Raw genomic sequence first — 16,770 nt, 5'->3', positions numbered from 1 at the left:
GGTGGGGCGATTACGAAAAGAGTGGCCGACTGCGGTAGGCTTTCGACCGCTGCCGGAGAGATCCGGAAAGGCACCACGGGCTGTGGCGCAGCTTGGTAGCGCACTTGACTGGGGGTCAAGTGGTCGCAGGTTCAAATCCTGTCAGCCCGACAACGAAAACCCCCTCTGACCTCGGTCGGAGGGGGTTTTCTTGTATCCGGGGGTTGTGCCAACTCGCTCCCCGATGACACGCGGTGACACTCAAGCCTCTGTTTCGGTCTACAGTTCCGTGTCATGGCGCGCATCCCGCACTACGTCAAGATCGTCACCACGAAGGGCGGCGAGGCCCGCTACCAGGTCCGCATCGAGACCGGCAAAGTCGACGGGAAGCGCCACCAGGGCAAGCGCAATTTCAAGAAGCTGCAGGACGCCATCGACGCATACAGCGAGGCGCGCGGCGACCGATCCCGCGGGGTGCAGGTGACACCTTCAGGTGTCACGCTTCGTCAGGCCGCCGATGCCTACCTGGATGCGCTAAACGCCCGGCCCAACACCCGCACCGCCTATGCCGCGGTGCTGCGCCCAGCGATCGAACGATTGGGGGACCGTCCGGTGCAGGAGCTGCGCCGCGACGAGATCGAGAAACTTGTCACCGACATCTCGACCAAAGCGGTGCCGTCAGGGGACTGGCACAAACCGTCGAAGTTGCCGGCGGGGGTGAAAGAGACGTGCGGGCCGTGGGCGCCAGGCAGCATCAAGCACATGCTCTCGCGGCTCGGTGCGGTGTACGGGCGATTGATCGAGGATGGGACGGTGCTGCGGAGTCCGCTCGATCATGTGAAGGGCCCGGCGCGGGTCAAGCGCGCCAAGGTGACGCTGACTGTCGCGCAGTGCCAACACTTGTTCGATCATCTCGAGTCCACCCGGGACCGCCTGGAGCACATGCACCATCTGGCGCTGCAAGCCGGCATGCGTCGTGGCGAGCTGGCGGGCTTGAAGTGGGATGACATCGATCTGGAGGCCGAAACGATGACGGTGGCGCGCCAGCGTGTACACAGCGAGGCTGGTGCCGTGGAGGCCGACACAAAAACCGACGCCGGCCGCCGCACGCTCCCGATCCCTTCGACACTGCTGCCCGTGCTCAAACGCGCTGTGCTGCGCTCGGAGGCAGAACAGAAATTGGTCGGTAACCGGTGGCAGGGCGATGGGACCGTCGTGTGCGACGAGTTGGGGCGCGCCTACTACCCCACGACCCTGAGCTATATGTGGCGCAATGCTCTCGCCGACGCCGGGCTACCTCACGTCCGACTGCACGACGCGCGCCACACCTGTGGAACGTTGATGCATCTCAACGGGGTGCCGATCGCCGTCATCGCAGCGGTGCTGGGCCATACCGACGCCAGCTTCACTCAGCGGGTGTACGCGCACTCGCAGGAGGATGCGGTGACGCAGGGCATGGCGGTCTACGCGCGGGTGCTCGAAACCCGCGAGAAAGCCGCCACCTAGCGGTGCTGTCACGTCCCTGTCGGCAATGGCATGGACAGGAGCGAGATGCATGTGCCGATGCACGCCTGCGATGCATTCATCTGTCTTCGGCGGCGTGTCGTGTGCTCGCACTGGACGTGGTGGCGTTGAGCGCAGACCATGGAGTGCATGGCGGGCAGTGAAGGTGGCAACGACGAACTGGTTCAGGCAGTAGTCACGCTTCTGCGTGCCGTCTCGACGGGGGCCACCAGCGCTCCGCCGCCACGAGCGCGCAAGCTGCTGCGGGTTGCCGAAGCTGCAGAACAGTTGGCCATCTCAGAAGCCCACGTGTACGCACTCATTCGCTCCGGGGAGATCCGCAGTGTGAAGCTCGGCAACGCACGCCGGATTGCCCCGAACGAGATCGAGCGCATCATGGCCGCCAGTGAGGCCAGTTGACCCGGTGACGCCTGGCGACCGTGAGGTGGCTGCAGCTGCATCAAGGAACGCCGGCACGCAGATGTCGCCGTGGGATTGCAGCTTGGCGCAGCCGATCTGGACCGCCGCTGAACCAGCGGAACACAGCGGCGGCGGCGACGACGGCAGGGCTGCCGCCGCAACACACCGGTCCAACTGAAGCGGCTGTGCCTGTAAGTCGTCAGACCTGCGGAAGTGCGTCGACGTCGGAGTGTCGGACTCCCGCACTGGCGCGTATCGCGAGATATGCGCACGATGGTGCACATGCAACTGGACACGCTTCTCGACGTGGTGGCCACCGCGCTCCGCGAGCGTGAGCAGCAGCCGCAGGCGGAGCCCGACACGCTCACGCTCGCAGAAGCCGCAGAGTGGCTGGACGTGTCACGCTCGGCTCTGTGCGCAATGCTGCGTCGCGGCGAACTCGCCAGCATCACTATCGGTTCGCGCAGGTTCATTCAGGCGTCGGCCGTTCACCGACTCTTCGACGCTGCTGCCGGCACCGCGCCGAAGCCGGAACCGGACAACAGCTACCAAACGCATGTACGGGCGCCCAAGAGGACAGCCGTCGCACCGTCGCCACCGTCGCCACCTCCGCTGCCGGAGCAAGCAGGCAAAGCGCGGGCCACGGGTGAACCGCGCCTATCGCGGCATCTTCGGGCGCTGCCCGCGCTGTCGCCCGCCTCGGCTGCCGAAGCCGAGGCGGCGCCGGTGACGGTGCACACCATGGATGAGGCAGCCGAGTTGCTGGCGTGTAGCAAGGGCAGGGTGCGTGCGATGCTGCGCGACGGCCGGCTGACGCCGGTCACCGTGGGTCGCCGCGTGTTCGTCTCAGCGCGAGAGGTCGAGCGCTTGATGGCGCCCACGTCGTAACCCCACGGCGGGTGGACGCGGACTTGGACATCGCCGTGGCGTTACCGGCGCACCAACGCGCGAGCACCGCGAGTCGGAGCTGCCCCGAATGATTCGACTGTGTAGTTGCCGCCACCGCCGACGTCACGGTCGTCGCGGGCGTACTCGTCGTTGCCGACGATGATTCCGCCGCTGCGGGATGTCCACTGAACCGCGTGGAGGTGGCGGAAAAGGGATGCGGCCAGTGGGTGTGCGTGTGCTCGCTCGGGGGCATGGTTGTTCTCGGAGACGTCCCAGGTGACGGTGTTGCCGGCCAGGGTGATGGTCGCGTCGAGGCCGCAGCGGAAGACGGTGTGGGTCTTGCCTGCGCCGTCTCTGTGGCGGGTGATCACTGACTCGCGGATCGCCTTCTGTGACGGCTTGCGCCAGCGGGTCGCCGACGTGTTGCCGCGGCGCTCCCAGTGGCACATCAGAAAGTGTGCCTGTTCGCTCAGCGTGCTCACGATGGGATCGTTGGCGATCCGGGAGTGGTCGGCCCGCTGTGCGGGGGTCATGGTGCGCAGTCGATTCCACGCGCGATCGGTCTCCGCGGTCAGCGCCGCGATCTGCGCATCAGCGGCACGCTGCAGGGCGGCGCGCAGCTGGGCGGGCTGGCCGGTCGGCAGCGTGATGGTTCCGTGTTCCCAGGCGTAGCGGCTCATAATTCCCCTTCGTTGTGTTCTCTAAAACAGAGAATAGACGAGAGGTGTGACAGGTCGCGGGCGGCCGTTCCGCGGTGACGGCGTGGTCACCTATTCGGTCGCGAAGAACACCGGGTCGGAGAACATGGCGATCGTCAACGCCCACAGGCCATCTGCGTCGGCAGGCACAGCCACGCAGGTGTTTGCTTCGGCAACCTCGCCGGTGTGCAGCTCACCAAAGCCGAGCAGCGAATCGGGAATGAAGCCACATTCGTCGCCATAGGTGCGGCTGTCTGAACCGACGAACTCCACCCAGATCTCGAGCGCCGGCCTCACGGGGTCGTCCCCGGTGTACGTCGCGCGCACCGGCACGATCCAGAACTCCATGCCCGGCGACGGTGCGGGATTGGACGGATCCGCGGCGGCCACCTCGGCGGTGGCCTCGCGCGGTGCGCCGAGCGTGACCGTCCACCCCGGCTCGGTGACCGTTTCCCCGATCAGCAGCGGGTTCTCCCGGCTGCCGGGTGGCGCACCGGCACCAGGGCCCTCGCTCGCACTGACGGATTCAGTGGGTGACGGCGGCTCAGCGCTGTCGAAAGCGTCATCGAAAACACCGCGCACCAGATCCATCAACGCGAAGCCGCTCACCACTGCACCGATCACAGCCACGACGACCGCGCCGGCGCTGGTCGCCTTCGGCCGCCCCGGCAGGCACAGCCCCACAACACCGAGAACGAGCGCGACTGGCAGCAACACTGCGCTGACCAGCAGCACAAACGGAGCGGCGATCAGCCCGAGGACCGCGACGGTCAGCGCGACCAACCCGACAGTGTTGCGGCGTTTGGCGTCCAGCTGCGCGAACGGATTCGGGTAGCCCGATGGCGGCGGGTAACCGCCAGGCGCAGGTGTCGTCATGGTGGCCCTTTCCGAGTTGAGGCGTCTTGCGTGCCTGCATCAAACCTGACGCGAATGCTGAGAGTGGTCGGTGGCGCCTACCCGCCCGCGGCGGGGGCTGGGTTGGCGGCCAGCCACAGCTCCAGTGCGGCGGGGCCGATTTCCTTACGGGTTTTCCTGTTGAGTCCGAGCTGGCGTGCCCGTTTCTGCACCTGGTTGATGAGGTCCGGCTCGGCGCTCCACGGCAGGGGTTTTCGGCTGTGCCGCGCCGCCCGCGCGGGCACTGCGAGCAGATCGGATTCGGGAAACATGGTGAGCAGCGCCAGCATCTGTTCGGGCTTGATCGCTGCTGCTTTGCCCTCGGTGAACCAGGTGAGAACTTCTGTCTCGCTTGCTTCGTCGACGATGCCCTTGTTATGGATGAAGTCGTTGCGGATTCGGCGGATGTCGCCGAACAGTGGCACACGAATGTCCCGCGCGTCCCACGGGTCTCCATCCGGCGCGGCGCCGTGCGCGGCAGCCACCCGTGCCCGGAACTGCTCGTCCCACAGCGAGTGCATGTAGGCGAACCACTGACCGTAGAGAAGATGCTGGACCGGCGAGAACCGGTCGAAGCTGACGAACCCGGTCTGCGGTGTCAGCATCGTGATGCCGCCGTGCGTCGCGATTTCGAGATCGCGCATGGCGATCCGGCCGGGGCCCGCTGCCTTCACGATCTGGAAGCGACTGACATCGAGATAGGCATCCGCCGGCACTCCTGCCCCCGCGGAGTACCACTCGTAGAGCTTGGTGACCACCGCGTACTGGCCGCTGAGCATCACCGCCAGCGACAGCGTGAACTCACTGCGCAGCTCTTCGACGATGGCTTCCAAAGTCTCCGGGGCAGCCGCGGGCGCGGTGAGCGCTGCGCGCATGGGCGCGATACCTGCGTAGATCGCATCGAGGGCCGGTACGAGTTCTCGTGCAGTCCATCGTTGACGGCGACCGGTCGTGGCGGCGCGGATCGCCTGTGCGAGCGCGGATGATGTTCGGCGCAATTGCAGGTCGTCGGCCGTGTCCAGCCGGGGGAGGTCGCGCAGATAGTGCCCAGGTGTGGTTTCGCGTAGCGCCTGCGACGGGTCACCGGCCGACGTGTTGTTCGCGAACCACACCCCCGAGGAGGTCCGCATTCCGTATGCCGAGCTGACCCGGCCAGGCGTGGAATTCCGCCAGGAACACATTACCTCGATCGACCCGGCCACCCGCCGCGTCGCCACCGATCAATCCGACTACCAGACCGACATCCTCGTCATCGCCCTTGGCGCCGACTACGAGCCCGAAGCCACCCCTGGCTTCTCCGAGGACGGTCACGACTTCTACACCGTGGATGGCGCCGCTCGACTGCGTGACCGCCTGACTGAATTCACTGGAGGCACCATCGTGCTGGGCATCCTCAGTGTCCCCTTCAAGTGCCCCCCAGCACCTTATGAGGCACTCCTGCTGCTACATGCCCACTTGGTCGAGCGGGGCATCCGTGACGCCGCCACCATCAAGGTGATCAGCCCCATGCCCTCCCCGATCCCGGTCTCCCCGGAAACGTCCGAATCGCTGATCACCGCCATGGCCGAACGCGGCATCATCTACCGGCCCGACACCAAGATCCGTTCACTGGACCCGAACCAACACCTCGTCCACACCGACACCGACACCGTGCCCTATGACCTGTTCATCGGCATCCCCAAACACCGCGTCCCCGGCGTGATCGACGCCTCCGGGCTGACTGCTGGAGGCAGCGACGGATGGATCGCCGTCGACCCCGCCACACTCGCCACCAAACATGCTGGCGTGTACGCCATCGGTGACTGCGCCGACGCACCCGTACCCCGAGCCGGGGTTTACGCCGAAGACGCTGCCCGCACCGTTGCCGCCCACATCGCCGCACAGCTGCACGGAACGCCCTTCACCGCCAAGTATTCTGGGCGCGGGGTCTGCTACATCGAGTTCGGCGATGGACAGGTTGGCAAGGTCGAGGCCGACTTCCTCTCCGGGCCCAAACCCACCGCCCCCTTCATCGGGCCCTCCACCGACCTGGCCGACGAAAAAGCTGAATTCGCCAACACCCGACGGCACCGCTGGTTCAGCCGATCCGAAGCTGAACGATAGAAACGTCGCCGATGGCTGCCGTGCCGGACATAGCCCATTTGGTATCGCGCAGCCGTGCCGACGCGCCGGTTCGCCTCGGCCTCGTACGGAACCCAATTGTCCTGGGAACCGACCGCAACCGGCGCCCAACGCAGCCGCCGACACCACCAAATACCACCAGCCGACTGCCTATCGACCTCCTATCGCTCGCGACGAGGAGAGCCCCATGCTGACGAGCCTTACGTGACATAAACACCAAGGGACTGACCAAAATGCGGACAACGCGCCAGGCCAGAACGCATTTTCTTTCATTAGTACGGCGTTTCAAGGGTAGATGACGGTGGTGCCGGCCTCGTACTAGTCGATACCCTCCGAAGCTGACCGCGCCCCCCGCCGACTTCAGGTTCGCCTCAGGCTCGACCGCTAGCGTCGATGTCGACCGCACCAAACCGAAAGGACAACCACTGATGGCACTCACCATCGGCGACACCGCCCCCGATTTCCACGCCCAAACCACCCAGGGTCCGATCAACTTCCATGAGTGGATCGGCGACAGCTGGGCAGTTCTGTTCTCCCACCCCCGCGATTTCACCCCGGTGTGCACGACCGAACTCGGCTACATGGCCAAGATCAAACCCGAATTCGACCAACGCAACACCAAAATCATCGGGTTGTCGGTCGACCCACTCGACAACCACACCGCATGGGCCGACGACATCGCCGAAACACAAGGTACCGCACCCAACTATCCGATGATCTCCGACAGCGACTACACCATTTCGAAGGCCTACGGGATGCTACCCGCCGAAATCGCCGGTGACCCGACCAGTCACACTCCGGCCGAGATGGCGACGCTGCGCAATGTCTTCGTCATCGGCCCCGACAAGACGATCAAGTTGGTGCTCGTTTACCCGATGACCACCGGCCGCAACTTCGACGAGGTGCTGCGTGTACTCGACTCGCTACAACTCACTGCCGCGCACAAGGTGGCCACCCCCGCCCAGTGGAACAGAGGTGGCGACGTGATCATCGCCGGCTCGGTTAGCGACGAGGAGGCCAAAATGATCTATCCGGACGGCTGGACTGCCCCTCGTCCCTACCTGCGCATCGTTGCCGACCCCACCCAAGGCTGAGGGCGCCGACGGGCGTGCACCCGTTCACTGCGCAACGGCAATGAGGTTGCTGCGCAGGAAGGCGATTTGGTCGGCGCACACTCGGTTCAACCACTCCCCGGCGAACAGGTCAAAATGCCCTATGGGGTAACGGCTTAACTCGCCCCGAGGAGCTTCTTCGGCGACGCGAATCGCGGGATCCGGTGGCGTGATCGCGTCGTGGTCGCACACATTGACCAGCAGAGGGCAGGTCACCTGGTCGGCTTTGGTGGCGGGCCGATCCGATCGCAAGTGCAACGCGATACGGGCAGCAACGGCGGGCTCCCAACCGATCGGGTCGGGTGGCAGAATCGCCTCGAATCCAGCTCTCGCATCGGGTGTGGTCATCATCGCCACCGTGCCGGGTTCGCCAACCAGATCGACGTAGATGGGGTCGCGGCCGCGGCGGGCGCGCAGCGCGTCGCGAAGAGCCCGCACAGCCAGCCGGTAGGTGGCGACACGACCGGCCGAGCGCATCGCCGCCGCCGCCGCCGCGCGACCGTCGACGAAGGGGTTTTGGATGATAGCCGCGCCAATACGTGGGTTGGCGGCGGCGGTGGCCAGTACATGCCCCCCGCCGAAAGAGGTCCCCCACAGCGCCATTCGGTCCGGATCGACGCTATCCAGGCCGCGCGCGTAGTCCAGTGCCGCGCGCAAGTCTGCTCGCTGTCGGCGGATGTCGATCAGACCGCGCGGTACGCCCCCGCTGGTGCCGGAATGGCGGTAGTCGAAGGTGAGCGCGGCGATCCCCGCGGCGGCGAACCGCGTCGCGAACTCGGGCAGCGCGGCGCTGCGGATGCCACCGATGCCGTGAGCCATCACGACGCACGGGTGAGTGGCGTCTGTTCGTGGCCGGTACAGCCAGCCGTCGCAGCGATCGCTGCCGGAACTGAAGGCGAGGTCTTCGCGTACCACCTCGAAATGCGGGTGGGCGGGGTGGATCGGACTATCGGGTGTGGACATGGCAGCGATGCTGGGCCTTAATGTCGACATGAAGTCAAGCGATGAAGATGGCGACGTGTCGATCAGCGAGCTGGCGAAGCATTTCGGCGTCGCTACCCATGTGCTGCGCCACTGGGAATCCGTGGAACTGCTGGTTCCGCACCGCTCCTCAGTGGGCCATCGTGTCTACGGGCGCGCGGATCGGTTTCGGGTTGCGGCGATCCTGCAAGCCAAGCGTGCCGGGATGGGTCTGGAGGACATTCGGGAGATCCTCACCGCGGCCACCCCGGCGAAGCGCAACGCGGTGTTGCACCGGCAGCGCGATCAGCTGATCGCGCGCATCGCTGATGCGCAGTCAGCGCTGGCCCTGGTGGATTCCGGGTTGAATTGCGAACACGGCGACGTGGCCATGTGCCCCCGGTTTCAGTCGGTCCTTGCCGAACGGGTCGACAACCGATCAGCCGCCGGCGATGTGGCCGGCGATTGATAGGTCATGTTTGCCGCGGGCCAGCGCCACATGTTCAGCCACGCCACCGGGGCAAGCGGGAGGACCGCCCACATTCCGGGAACGTAGCTGTAGCCCGGTTGGTCGAGGAACGAGAAGCACAACGAAATGAGCGAGTTCGGTGATGCCCAGCGACGCGGAGAACGCCCAAGCCAGGTAGCAGCCGAATGCCGGAGCCCTCATCATCAGGACCGGGATGAGCAGCCACATGCCCACCGACACCAGAAGCAACAGGAGGACAGACTCCGAGGTGACGGCTGGTGACGGCAGCGCGGTCACTTCGGCGGTGGGCGAAGAAGCCCATCTGCTCTTCCTCGACCCGACCCGATGCGCCAGGAACAGGGCCAGGGCGATGAAGTACGGGATCCGGATGTCGGCCCAGCTGCCGCGGTTGGGCAGCAGCAGCCCGCCGGCGAATCCCGCAGGTGAACACGTGCATAGTGACCCGCCCGCAAGCCAGATGACCCAAAATCAACGTTGACATCGTGGTCGCTATTGCCAGCGCGATCGATGTCGGGGGCTTACGGTGCTGTCTGTTTGGGCGCATCGCCTAGGCGTCTTTTCGTCTGAACTTCGCAGCGGCGTGGCCGTATTCGGCTGTCACAGGAAATGGGCGGGCGTGTCTACAACCACGCGGATAGTTGGGTGCGGCATCGCCGTGGTGACACAGCATGCGCATCGACCGGCGCGGCGAGAGCGTCCATCGACGCCACGGTCAGCAGGGCCGTTATAGCGACGCGTCCCGGCCGTCACGGTCTGCCGCGGGTGTTCGTCGTGGTCTTCCCCGGTGGTTGCTCCGACGCTTCTGACAGCAGGCGGATCACCAGACGGTCGAATTCTTCACCCCACCCGGCGTTGTCGGTGCGTGCCAGCCCGCCGACCTCGACCGTCAGAGCACCGCCGCCTTCGTCTCTGCTGATCTTCACCCAGATCCGTCGCCGACGAATGATCAGCGAGACCAGCAGGCCGGCCATCATCGTCATGGCGAACACCAGCACCCAGATCTGCGCCGGATCATGTGACACCTGCAGACTCACGAAGTCGGTGACCGCGTCGAAACGGACCACCGTGCCGTCGTCAAGGCGTGTCTCCTCGCCCAGACGCAGGTTCACCCTGGCCATCCGATTGAGACGACCCTGCCCGATCATGCGCCTGTCCAACGCGAAAATCGATTGCGGGCGACCGGAATCCAAGCCGGTATCACCCTTGTAGATGTCGATCGCCACGGCGGGATCATTGAGGGCGGGGAACGCCGACGACAACAGTGTGCCGTCGAATTGCGCCGTCGGCGCCAGCAACCCTGCCAGCGCGATCTGATTCTTGCGGCGCTCATCGGGGTCGGGGTAGCTGCCCGCCGGCGGGTCGAAACGCACAGCGCCCGAAGACAGCAACGTCTGCAGGTCCTCGGGCTGCCACTGCAGGGTCTGGGTGCGCGTCTGCCCGTCCGGGAAGGTGACCGTGAACGTCGGTGCGTAGCCGTGCCCGAGCAGATACACTCGGTTGCCGCCGACCCGCAGTGGTTCGTTGACTCTCAGCTGATAAGCGTTCCAGGTATCGTTTACCAGGTCGTCCCCGGCCTGATAGACGGTGTCCGCGGCGAACGACACCGCTTGTCCGCTCGGCAGGAAACTAACCTCGAAATCATTGACGCGCAGGCAGATTGGGTATAGCGCGGTACCGTCAACGGTTGTGCCCGCACGAAAGGCATCAAACGCCGCGGGCGAAGCCGAACAGAATCCTGGTCCCCCGTCGGCAATCACGATGACGTTTCCCTCGTAACCGAACAGTTTCCCGGCCGCGATGGAAACGAGCAGTCCAATGAGCGAGAAGTGGAAAACCAGGTTGCCCGCCTCCCTCAAATAGCCCTTCTCCGCGGAGACTTCGACGAAGCCGTCGTTGCTGCGGGTGGTCCTGCGCCATCGGCGCAAGCTGTCGGAGACTGCGACGCCGAGGGCGTCAGGGTCCCCCTCGATGACCATTACACGGTGCTTCGGGAGCCGGCTGAGATTGCGCGGCGCCGGCACCGGTATTGCCGCAAGGCTGCGGGCATGCTCGATCAACCGCGGTGTCAGACACCCGATCAGCGAGACGAACAGCAAGACGTAGATCGAGGTGAACCAGACGCTGGAGAACACGTCGAACACCTGTAACCGGTCCAGCCACGGACCGAGTCGCGGATTGTCGGCGAGATAGCCGGCTACGGTCGTCGGGTTGACCGTGCGTTGCGGCCACAACGCGCCCGGTATCGCCGCAAATGCCAGCAAGAACAACAAGACGAGCGCGGTGCCCATCGAGGTGAGGGCACGCCAGGTGTTGCGGACATAGGCCAACGCTCGTCTCATATCGGCAACGTGGTGTTGGTGACGAACGCGTCACGGATCCAGGTGACGAACTCGTTCCACAAGCCGGTCACCAAAGCCAATCCCACGGCGACGAGCAGGACACCCCCGAAAATCTGAATCGTCCTGGTGTGCCGGCGAAGCCACCCCAGCGCATGTACCGCACGTACTGAACCCAATGCGAGTAGGAGGAACGGAATACCCAGACCCAGACAGTAGGCAATGACCAGCACCACACCGCGGGCGATGTTCGATCCCTCGGTGGCCGAGGCGACCGCGATGACACCGGTGAGCGTAGGTCCCAGACACGGCGTCCAGCCGAGCCCGAAGACCGCCCCGAGTAGCGGGGCACCGCCGACGGTGGACACCGCCTTCGGCGTGAACCGGGCCTGGCGCTGCAGTGCCGGGATGAAGCCCATGAACACCAGGCCCATCACGATCGTGAGGACACCGCCAATCCGCTGCAGCAGCAACTGGTTGCTGATGACTGTGGAGGTAAGGCCCAAAATCGCGATGGTGCCCATCAGGAATACCACGGTGAAACCAAGGATGAACAGCCCTGCGGCACCGGCGACCCGTAAACGCACCCCACGTGATCTAAATCGGCTGTCCTCGTCGACGCCAACCACGGCAGCGAGATAGGACAGATACCCCGGCACCAGGGGCACCACGCACGGAGACGCGAACGACACAATCCCAGCCAGCACCGACACCAGCAGTGCCGGCACAATATTGCCTGACATTGCGATCTCGGTGAAACCGTTCATCGGCGCCAATGCATGTCGAACCACATCCTCAAGAAATCTACGTACTTACTACATAGAGTAGTAAGTTAGAACCATAACTGCCCCGCACGTTCTCATGGCCCGAGCCCGCGAGGACCATCTCAACGTCCGTTAGTATGTTGCCATGACTGATCCGCCTGTCGACAGCTGCGATCTGTTGTGTCTTGATCTGCCGCACGCCGAAGCCATCCGTGCCTCGCTGCCGGCACCGAGCAAGGTGGAGTCGGCGGCCTCAGCCGCCAAGGCGCTGAGCGATCCCACCCGCCTGATGATCGCGACGGCGTTGAGCAACGGTGATGAGTTGTGTGTCTGCGATATGGCCTGGGTGGTCGGCTCGGCGCAGAACCTGGTGTCACATCATCTGCGGCAGTTGAAGAACGCCGCTTTGGTCGCTTCTCGCCGCGACGGCAAGCTGGTGATGTATCGGCTCACCCCGCTCGGCGTCCACTTGACTGCCGCCGTACTCGCTTCGGTTCGCGTTGAGGGGGTCAATCGTGTCTGATGCGTGCTGCGGACCGCAGCCTGAGGGTCAGCAGTCCGGCGAACCCGAGTCCGGACCTGAAAAGCTTTGGCAGGTACATGAATTGCAGGCCGTGGCGTGGCCAAGGATGAACCCGCCTCGGTCGAGTCCGATGTTCGTGGGGGGTGAGTGGCCGGAACATAGCCGGTGAACCCGCCGAGCAGCCAAATATGGACACCCTCCCCACCGCTGTCGCGGCGCCAGGCACCGGTTCACCGGGCGCTCGATGCGATCCTCGTCGGCTGATCCCTCGTGGGCTGATCGCCGTTGTCGCCGGCGGCGGGTTGCTGTGGAGCAGCTTTCCACCGACAGACTGGTGGCCCGCCGCTTTCGCCGGACTCGCTCTGCTGGGCTGGGTCCTGGCCCACCGCAACACCACAGTGCTCGGCGGCCTGGGCTTTGGCTTCGTCTTCGGCGTGGCGTTTTACCTGCCTCTGTTGCCGTGGACCGGTGCTCTGGTCGGCATGGTTCCGTGGTTGGCTTTGAGCACTCTGTGCGCGGCGTTTACTGCACTGTTCGGTGCCGCCGCCGTGGCACTGCGCGATCAACCGGGTTGGCCGATGTGGTGGGCCACCTGGTGGGTCGCTGTGGAACTGTTGAAGAGTGCCGTGCCCTTCGGCGGATTCCCTTGGGGTGTACTGGCTTTCGGCCAATCCAGCGGGCCGCTGGCGCAACTGGCACCCTGGGGAGGACCTTCCCTGATCTCGTTCACCACGACGCTGATCGGTTTCACCGTCACGGCGGTGCTCGTTGGTCCGGGTCCACACCGACGGCGCAGCGCGGTAGTCGCGCTGTCAACGGCACTGTGTCTGGCGGCCCTCACCGGACTCGCCTGGGAGCCCTGGCGTTCGGATCGTGAGAAACAGACTCTGGTGGTTGCGGCGGTGCAGGGCAACGTGCCGCGCCTCGGCCTGGACTTCAACGCACAGCGGCGCGCCGTGCTGGACAACCACGTTCAGCAGACTCTGCGTCTCGCCGACGACGTTCGCGCCAGTAGCGCGCCCCAACCCGATCTGGTGGTGTGGCCGGAAAACTCCTCCGACATCGACCCATTGATCAACAACGATGCAGCGCAACAAATCGACACTGCTGCACGGGCGATCAACGCACCCATTCTGATCGGCGCGGTCCTGAGCAACCCACCACAAAGCACCGACCCCAGATCCACCTCGAACACCATGATTCTCTGGTCACCCGAGGACGGACCCGGCGCCCGCCACGACAAGAAGATCCTGCAACCGTTCGGTGAATATCTACCGTGGAGAGGGTTCTTCCGGCTCTTCTCCGATTATGCGGAGCGCGCCGGCTTCTTCGTTCCCGGTGCCGGCTCCGGTGTCGTCGAAGCCGCCGATGTCTCCGTCGGAGTCGCTACCTGTTGGGAGGCGGTTTTCGACCGTGCTCCTCGTGAATCAGTTCGTAACGGCGCCCAGGTGTTGGTCATCCCGACCAACAACGCCACCTTCAACGAAACTATGAGTCGGCAGTTTCTCGCGTTCGCGAAGATTCGCGCCTTCGAGCACCGACGGCCGGTCGTGGTGGCAGGCACCACCGGCGTCAGCGCCATCATCACGCCGGACGGCCGGGTTGTCGATGAGACAGCCTTCTTCACCGCCGACTATCTGATCAGCCGCATTGAACTCAACGACGAACTCACCCCGGCCACGCGGTGGACCCCGATCATTCACGGGGTTGTCACCGCTTTGGCAATCGCTGCGCTCTTGTTAGCGGCGATCCAGCGCTACACGCCGTCGTGGCGCAAATCGTCAAGCGGATGATGCGAGCAAGTCCGTCGGCCCGACCACGAGTATCTACTATTCGAGATAGTAGGTACGTGAATCCCGATGATGCAGAGGAAAGATGGCCAGAAAGCAAAGGAACGAACGTATGAGCACCGTGCGACTGGCGGTCCTCATGGTCGCGATCCTGACACTACTGTCTGCCTGCTCGAACGCGGGAACTGGTGCGCAAGCTGGGAACTTCGACTTCGTATCGCCCGGCGGCAAGACAGTCATCTACTACGACCCAGCGGACTCGCGAAGCACTATCGGAGCGTTGAGCGGTCCGGATCTGATGACAGACGAAACCGTCAGCCTGTCCGACTTCACCGGCAAGATCGTCGTCATCAACGTTTGGGGATCATGGTGTGCCCCGTGCCGCACCGAGACTCCCGAACTCGAACTGGCCTTTAATGAATACCGTTCCCGCGGCGTCGAGTTCCTTGGCATCGACGTTCGCGACGATCTCCAGGCAGCACGTGACTTCAAGACCGACCGCAACGTCAGCTACCCATCCATCTTCGACCCCGAGATGCGCACCCTCATCGCCCTGGGCCGCAACTATCCCACCAGTGTGGTTCCCACCACCATGGTGCTTGATCGCCAACACCGAGTGGCAGCGGTCTACCTGATGGCTTTACTCGCCGACGACCTAAGACCGCTGCTGAATCGCCTTCTGTCGGAATCCTAGTGTTGGCGAGGTTCTTTAGCTCTGAAGTTGCCGGGCTGGGATGCGGCACAGACCAACCGAAGAGCGTACCTGCCCAGTGCCGACCAGATGTTTCCGCAGTTGACGATGTCTCACTTTCTGTCATGTCGGGCGACATCATGGGTTGACTCGACAGCTGTCGACTGGGCGAGTGAACTGGCTGAGGCTTGGGCAGCGGAGTCGGGCCGGTCGGCGCTCACGGACCTGATGACCAACTGATGCCCTCGGTCGCGGATCAGCGCTCGTACGGGCAGGCGGCGTGCCAGGCCGCGCGTCAGGGCCTCGGAGGTCACCGCTCGCTCCAGAGTCGGCGCATTCTCTCGATGGCAGTTGATCGTGACCCCAGACGGCAGACCCGCCAGGGGAAGCGCGGAGGCGAGCTGCGTTGCACTGCCAAGGGCGAGAACGCGCTCACCAGACGTGGCCAGGGCTCCTCGCCAACGCGCGGCGTGGAGTCCATCACGAACCGCATCGAGCGTCGTGCGCGGTTGCAGCGTGGCCTAAAGGGCGCGGGTCGGCGAACTCAGGATCGGCAGCGCATTCATACGCAAGATCGGGAAGTCGCCGGCCTCGATGGCTGGGAGGGCGGCGTCCACGACGCGCGCAGTCGTACGCAGCTGATCGACGTGCGAGCGCAGAGCCGGTTTGAGGGTGGCTGTCCTGCCGAGACTTGCGAACGTCTCATCGAAGTTCTCGATGGTGACCAAGCGAGCCGTCACTCCGGCCGCATCGGCCCGTTCCATCAACTCGGCGACCGCTGGCAGTGCACTGCTCGGGTCGCGCGTCAGCCACCACAGCCCGCCGGGAAGCGCGTCAGCGATTGCGACGGCGTCGTTGAGCATCGTCATCACGCTGGCGTCCCGGCCGCTGTACCCGATGACGGCCAGGCCGAACCGACGGCTGCTGTCGAGGAACGCCTGACGCAGCTTGGCGTCTTGTGATTGAAGCTCACTTTCGAGGTTCTTCAGTGCGTGCTCGCGAAAGTCGCCGTGCAGCTTGACTAGCAGGGGGAAGTCATCGTCACTCAGCGCGAGACTGGCCCGCGCAGGATCACCAAGCGCTGCGATCCCCAGGCGCGGACGCGACGAGGTTGTGAGCGCCGCTCGCGCACTCTCGGCCGCCTGCTCGACGAGGTCGTCGAAGTTTGTCGTCAGCCCGAGGTCGACGAACCCCTCGGCGATCAGGGCGCCGAGCACGCGTTGCCCATACGAGGGCAAACGGTCCTGGAACAGGCCACGGAGGTACTGACGTCGGGGCCCATCGTCGGGCAGAGCCAGGGAGAAGGCGGTGCTGTAGTCGCTGGGATCACCGATGGGAGGCATGCCGTTTATGCCGTCGTAGTAGGCGAGGATCGACCGCCGCGTATCTTCGTCGCCAAGGTTCAGGTCCTGGTGGACGAGGTGATGTGCGTCGGCGTACAACCGCGACAGGAGATCAAGGACGACCCGGCCAGCGGTCGGGACTTGAGCCGAGGCACTTGCGCCCGCACCGAACAGCCATGCGATCCGCCGACCCTCTACGGCCCACTGGCGAGAGAAGGTGCCAAGGTCGACGACCGCAACGCTCAAACCCGGAGCCTT

16 protein-coding genes and 1 tRNA gene are annotated in these 16,770 nt (G+C 64.7%); 10 read left to right on the top strand and 7 right to left on the bottom strand.

Features of this window, described 5'->3' with window-relative positions:
• Positions 1-76: 76 nt before the first annotated feature.
• From G6N67_RS34110 to G6N67_RS34095, 4 genes are all read left to right on the top strand, one after another.
• Positions 77-150 (top strand) — tRNA-Pro (locus G6N67_RS34110).
• Between the two features lie 123 nt (positions 151-273).
• Complete coding sequence (locus tag G6N67_RS34105; protein ID WP_051579157.1) at positions 274-1,485, top strand: tyrosine-type recombinase/integrase; 1,212 nt, start codon at positions 274-276, stop codon at positions 1,483-1,485.
• 147 nt (positions 1,486-1,632) lie between these two features.
• Positions 1,633-1,902: a helix-turn-helix domain-containing protein gene (locus tag G6N67_RS34100; RefSeq protein ID WP_081812807.1), complete on the top strand. Its 270-nt coding sequence runs from the start codon at positions 1,633-1,635 to the stop codon at positions 1,900-1,902.
• A 282-nt stretch (positions 1,903-2,184) separates the two neighbouring features.
• The gene (locus G6N67_RS34095; RefSeq protein WP_163642408.1) at positions 2,185-2,790 is read left to right on the top strand and encodes a helix-turn-helix domain-containing protein; all 606 of its coding nucleotides are present in this window, start codon (positions 2,185-2,187) and stop codon (positions 2,788-2,790) included.
• A gap of 41 nt (positions 2,791-2,831) precedes the next feature.
• On the opposite strand, the gene G6N67_RS34090 is transcribed toward G6N67_RS34095, so the two are convergent.
• The 3 genes from G6N67_RS34090 to G6N67_RS34080 form a co-directional block, all read right to left on the bottom strand.
• Positions 2,832-3,470 carry a hypothetical protein gene (locus G6N67_RS34090; RefSeq protein WP_051579160.1) on the bottom strand — a complete coding sequence of 213 codons (639 nt, stop codon included), beginning with the start codon at positions 3,468-3,470 and terminating at the stop codon, positions 2,832-2,834.
• 90 nt (positions 3,471-3,560) lie between these two features.
• Positions 3,561-4,364, bottom strand: a complete 804-nt coding sequence (locus G6N67_RS34085; RefSeq protein ID WP_036377622.1) for a hypothetical protein — start codon at positions 4,362-4,364, stop codon at positions 3,561-3,563.
• Between the two features lie 77 nt (positions 4,365-4,441).
• Positions 4,442-5,512 (bottom strand): hypothetical protein, encoded by a 1,071-nt coding sequence (locus tag G6N67_RS34080; protein WP_163642048.1) that lies wholly within the window; start codon positions 5,510-5,512, stop codon positions 4,442-4,444.
• On the opposite strand from G6N67_RS34080, the gene G6N67_RS34075 reads away from it, so the two are divergent.
• A complete protein-coding gene (locus G6N67_RS34075; RefSeq protein ID WP_235684080.1) occupies positions 5,475-6,485 on the top strand; it encodes an NAD(P)/FAD-dependent oxidoreductase in 1,011 nt (336 codons plus the stop codon). The two genes, G6N67_RS34080 and G6N67_RS34075, sit on opposite strands and share 38 nt — an antisense overlap.
• A gap of 446 nt (positions 6,486-6,931) precedes the next feature.
• Positions 6,932-7,597, top strand: a complete 666-nt coding sequence (locus G6N67_RS34070) for a peroxiredoxin (RefSeq protein WP_036439543.1) — start codon at positions 6,932-6,934, stop codon at positions 7,595-7,597.
• A 24-nt stretch (positions 7,598-7,621) separates the two neighbouring features.
• On the opposite strand, the gene G6N67_RS34065 is transcribed toward G6N67_RS34070, so the two are convergent.
• Complete coding sequence (locus tag G6N67_RS34065) at positions 7,622-8,578, bottom strand: alpha/beta hydrolase (RefSeq protein WP_063835184.1); 957 nt, start codon at positions 8,576-8,578, stop codon at positions 7,622-7,624.
• Here G6N67_RS34065 and G6N67_RS34060 point away from each other — a divergent pair.
• The gene (locus G6N67_RS34060; RefSeq protein WP_230023371.1) at positions 8,577-9,044 is read left to right on the top strand and encodes a helix-turn-helix domain-containing protein; all 468 of its coding nucleotides are present in this window, start codon (positions 8,577-8,579) and stop codon (positions 9,042-9,044) included. The genes G6N67_RS34065 and G6N67_RS34060 overlap by 2 nt on opposite strands.
• Before the next feature lie 767 nt (positions 9,045-9,811).
• On the opposite strand, the gene resB is transcribed toward G6N67_RS34060, so the two are convergent.
• Entirely contained in the window at positions 9,812-11,404 is a 1,593-nt protein-coding gene (gene resB / locus G6N67_RS34055; RefSeq protein ID WP_036439547.1) for a cytochrome c biogenesis protein ResB, read from the bottom strand.
• The gene (locus G6N67_RS34050) at positions 11,401-12,168 is read right to left on the bottom strand and encodes a cytochrome c biogenesis CcdA family protein (protein WP_036439549.1); all 768 of its coding nucleotides are present in this window, start codon (positions 12,166-12,168) and stop codon (positions 11,401-11,403) included. Before G6N67_RS34050 ends, resB begins: the two co-directional genes overlap by 4 nt.
• A gap of 142 nt (positions 12,169-12,310) precedes the next feature.
• On the opposite strand from G6N67_RS34050, the gene G6N67_RS34045 reads away from it, so the two are divergent.
• The 3 genes from G6N67_RS34045 to G6N67_RS34035 all read left to right on the top strand — a co-directional run bounded on the left by G6N67_RS34045 (position 12,311) and on the right by G6N67_RS34035 (position 15,172).
• Positions 12,311-12,688: an ArsR/SmtB family transcription factor gene (locus G6N67_RS34045; RefSeq protein WP_036439551.1), complete on the top strand. Its 378-nt coding sequence runs from the start codon at positions 12,311-12,313 to the stop codon at positions 12,686-12,688.
• A gap of 188 nt (positions 12,689-12,876) precedes the next feature.
• Positions 12,877-14,481, top strand: a complete 1,605-nt coding sequence (gene lnt / locus G6N67_RS34040) for an apolipoprotein N-acyltransferase (RefSeq protein ID WP_063835185.1) — start codon at positions 12,877-12,879, stop codon at positions 14,479-14,481.
• 109 nt (positions 14,482-14,590) lie between these two features.
• Positions 14,591-15,172, top strand: coding sequence for a TlpA family protein disulfide reductase (locus tag G6N67_RS34035; RefSeq protein ID WP_036439553.1), 582 nt, complete (start codon positions 14,591-14,593; stop codon positions 15,170-15,172).
• Between the two features lie 518 nt (positions 15,173-15,690).
• On the opposite strand, the gene G6N67_RS34030 is transcribed toward G6N67_RS34035, so the two are convergent.
• Entirely contained in the window at positions 15,691-16,758 is a 1,068-nt protein-coding gene (locus tag G6N67_RS34030) for an SIR2 family protein (protein WP_048470744.1), read from the bottom strand.
• Between the last annotated feature and the right edge of the window lie 12 nt (positions 16,759-16,770).

The organism is Mycolicibacterium mageritense (genome assembly GCF_010727475.1).
GTDB lineage: Bacteria > Actinomycetota > Actinomycetes > Mycobacteriales > Mycobacteriaceae > Mycobacterium > Mycobacterium mageritense.
Note: the sequence above shows the minus strand (reverse complement) of the source record. Positions and strands in the feature narration are given on the sequence as shown.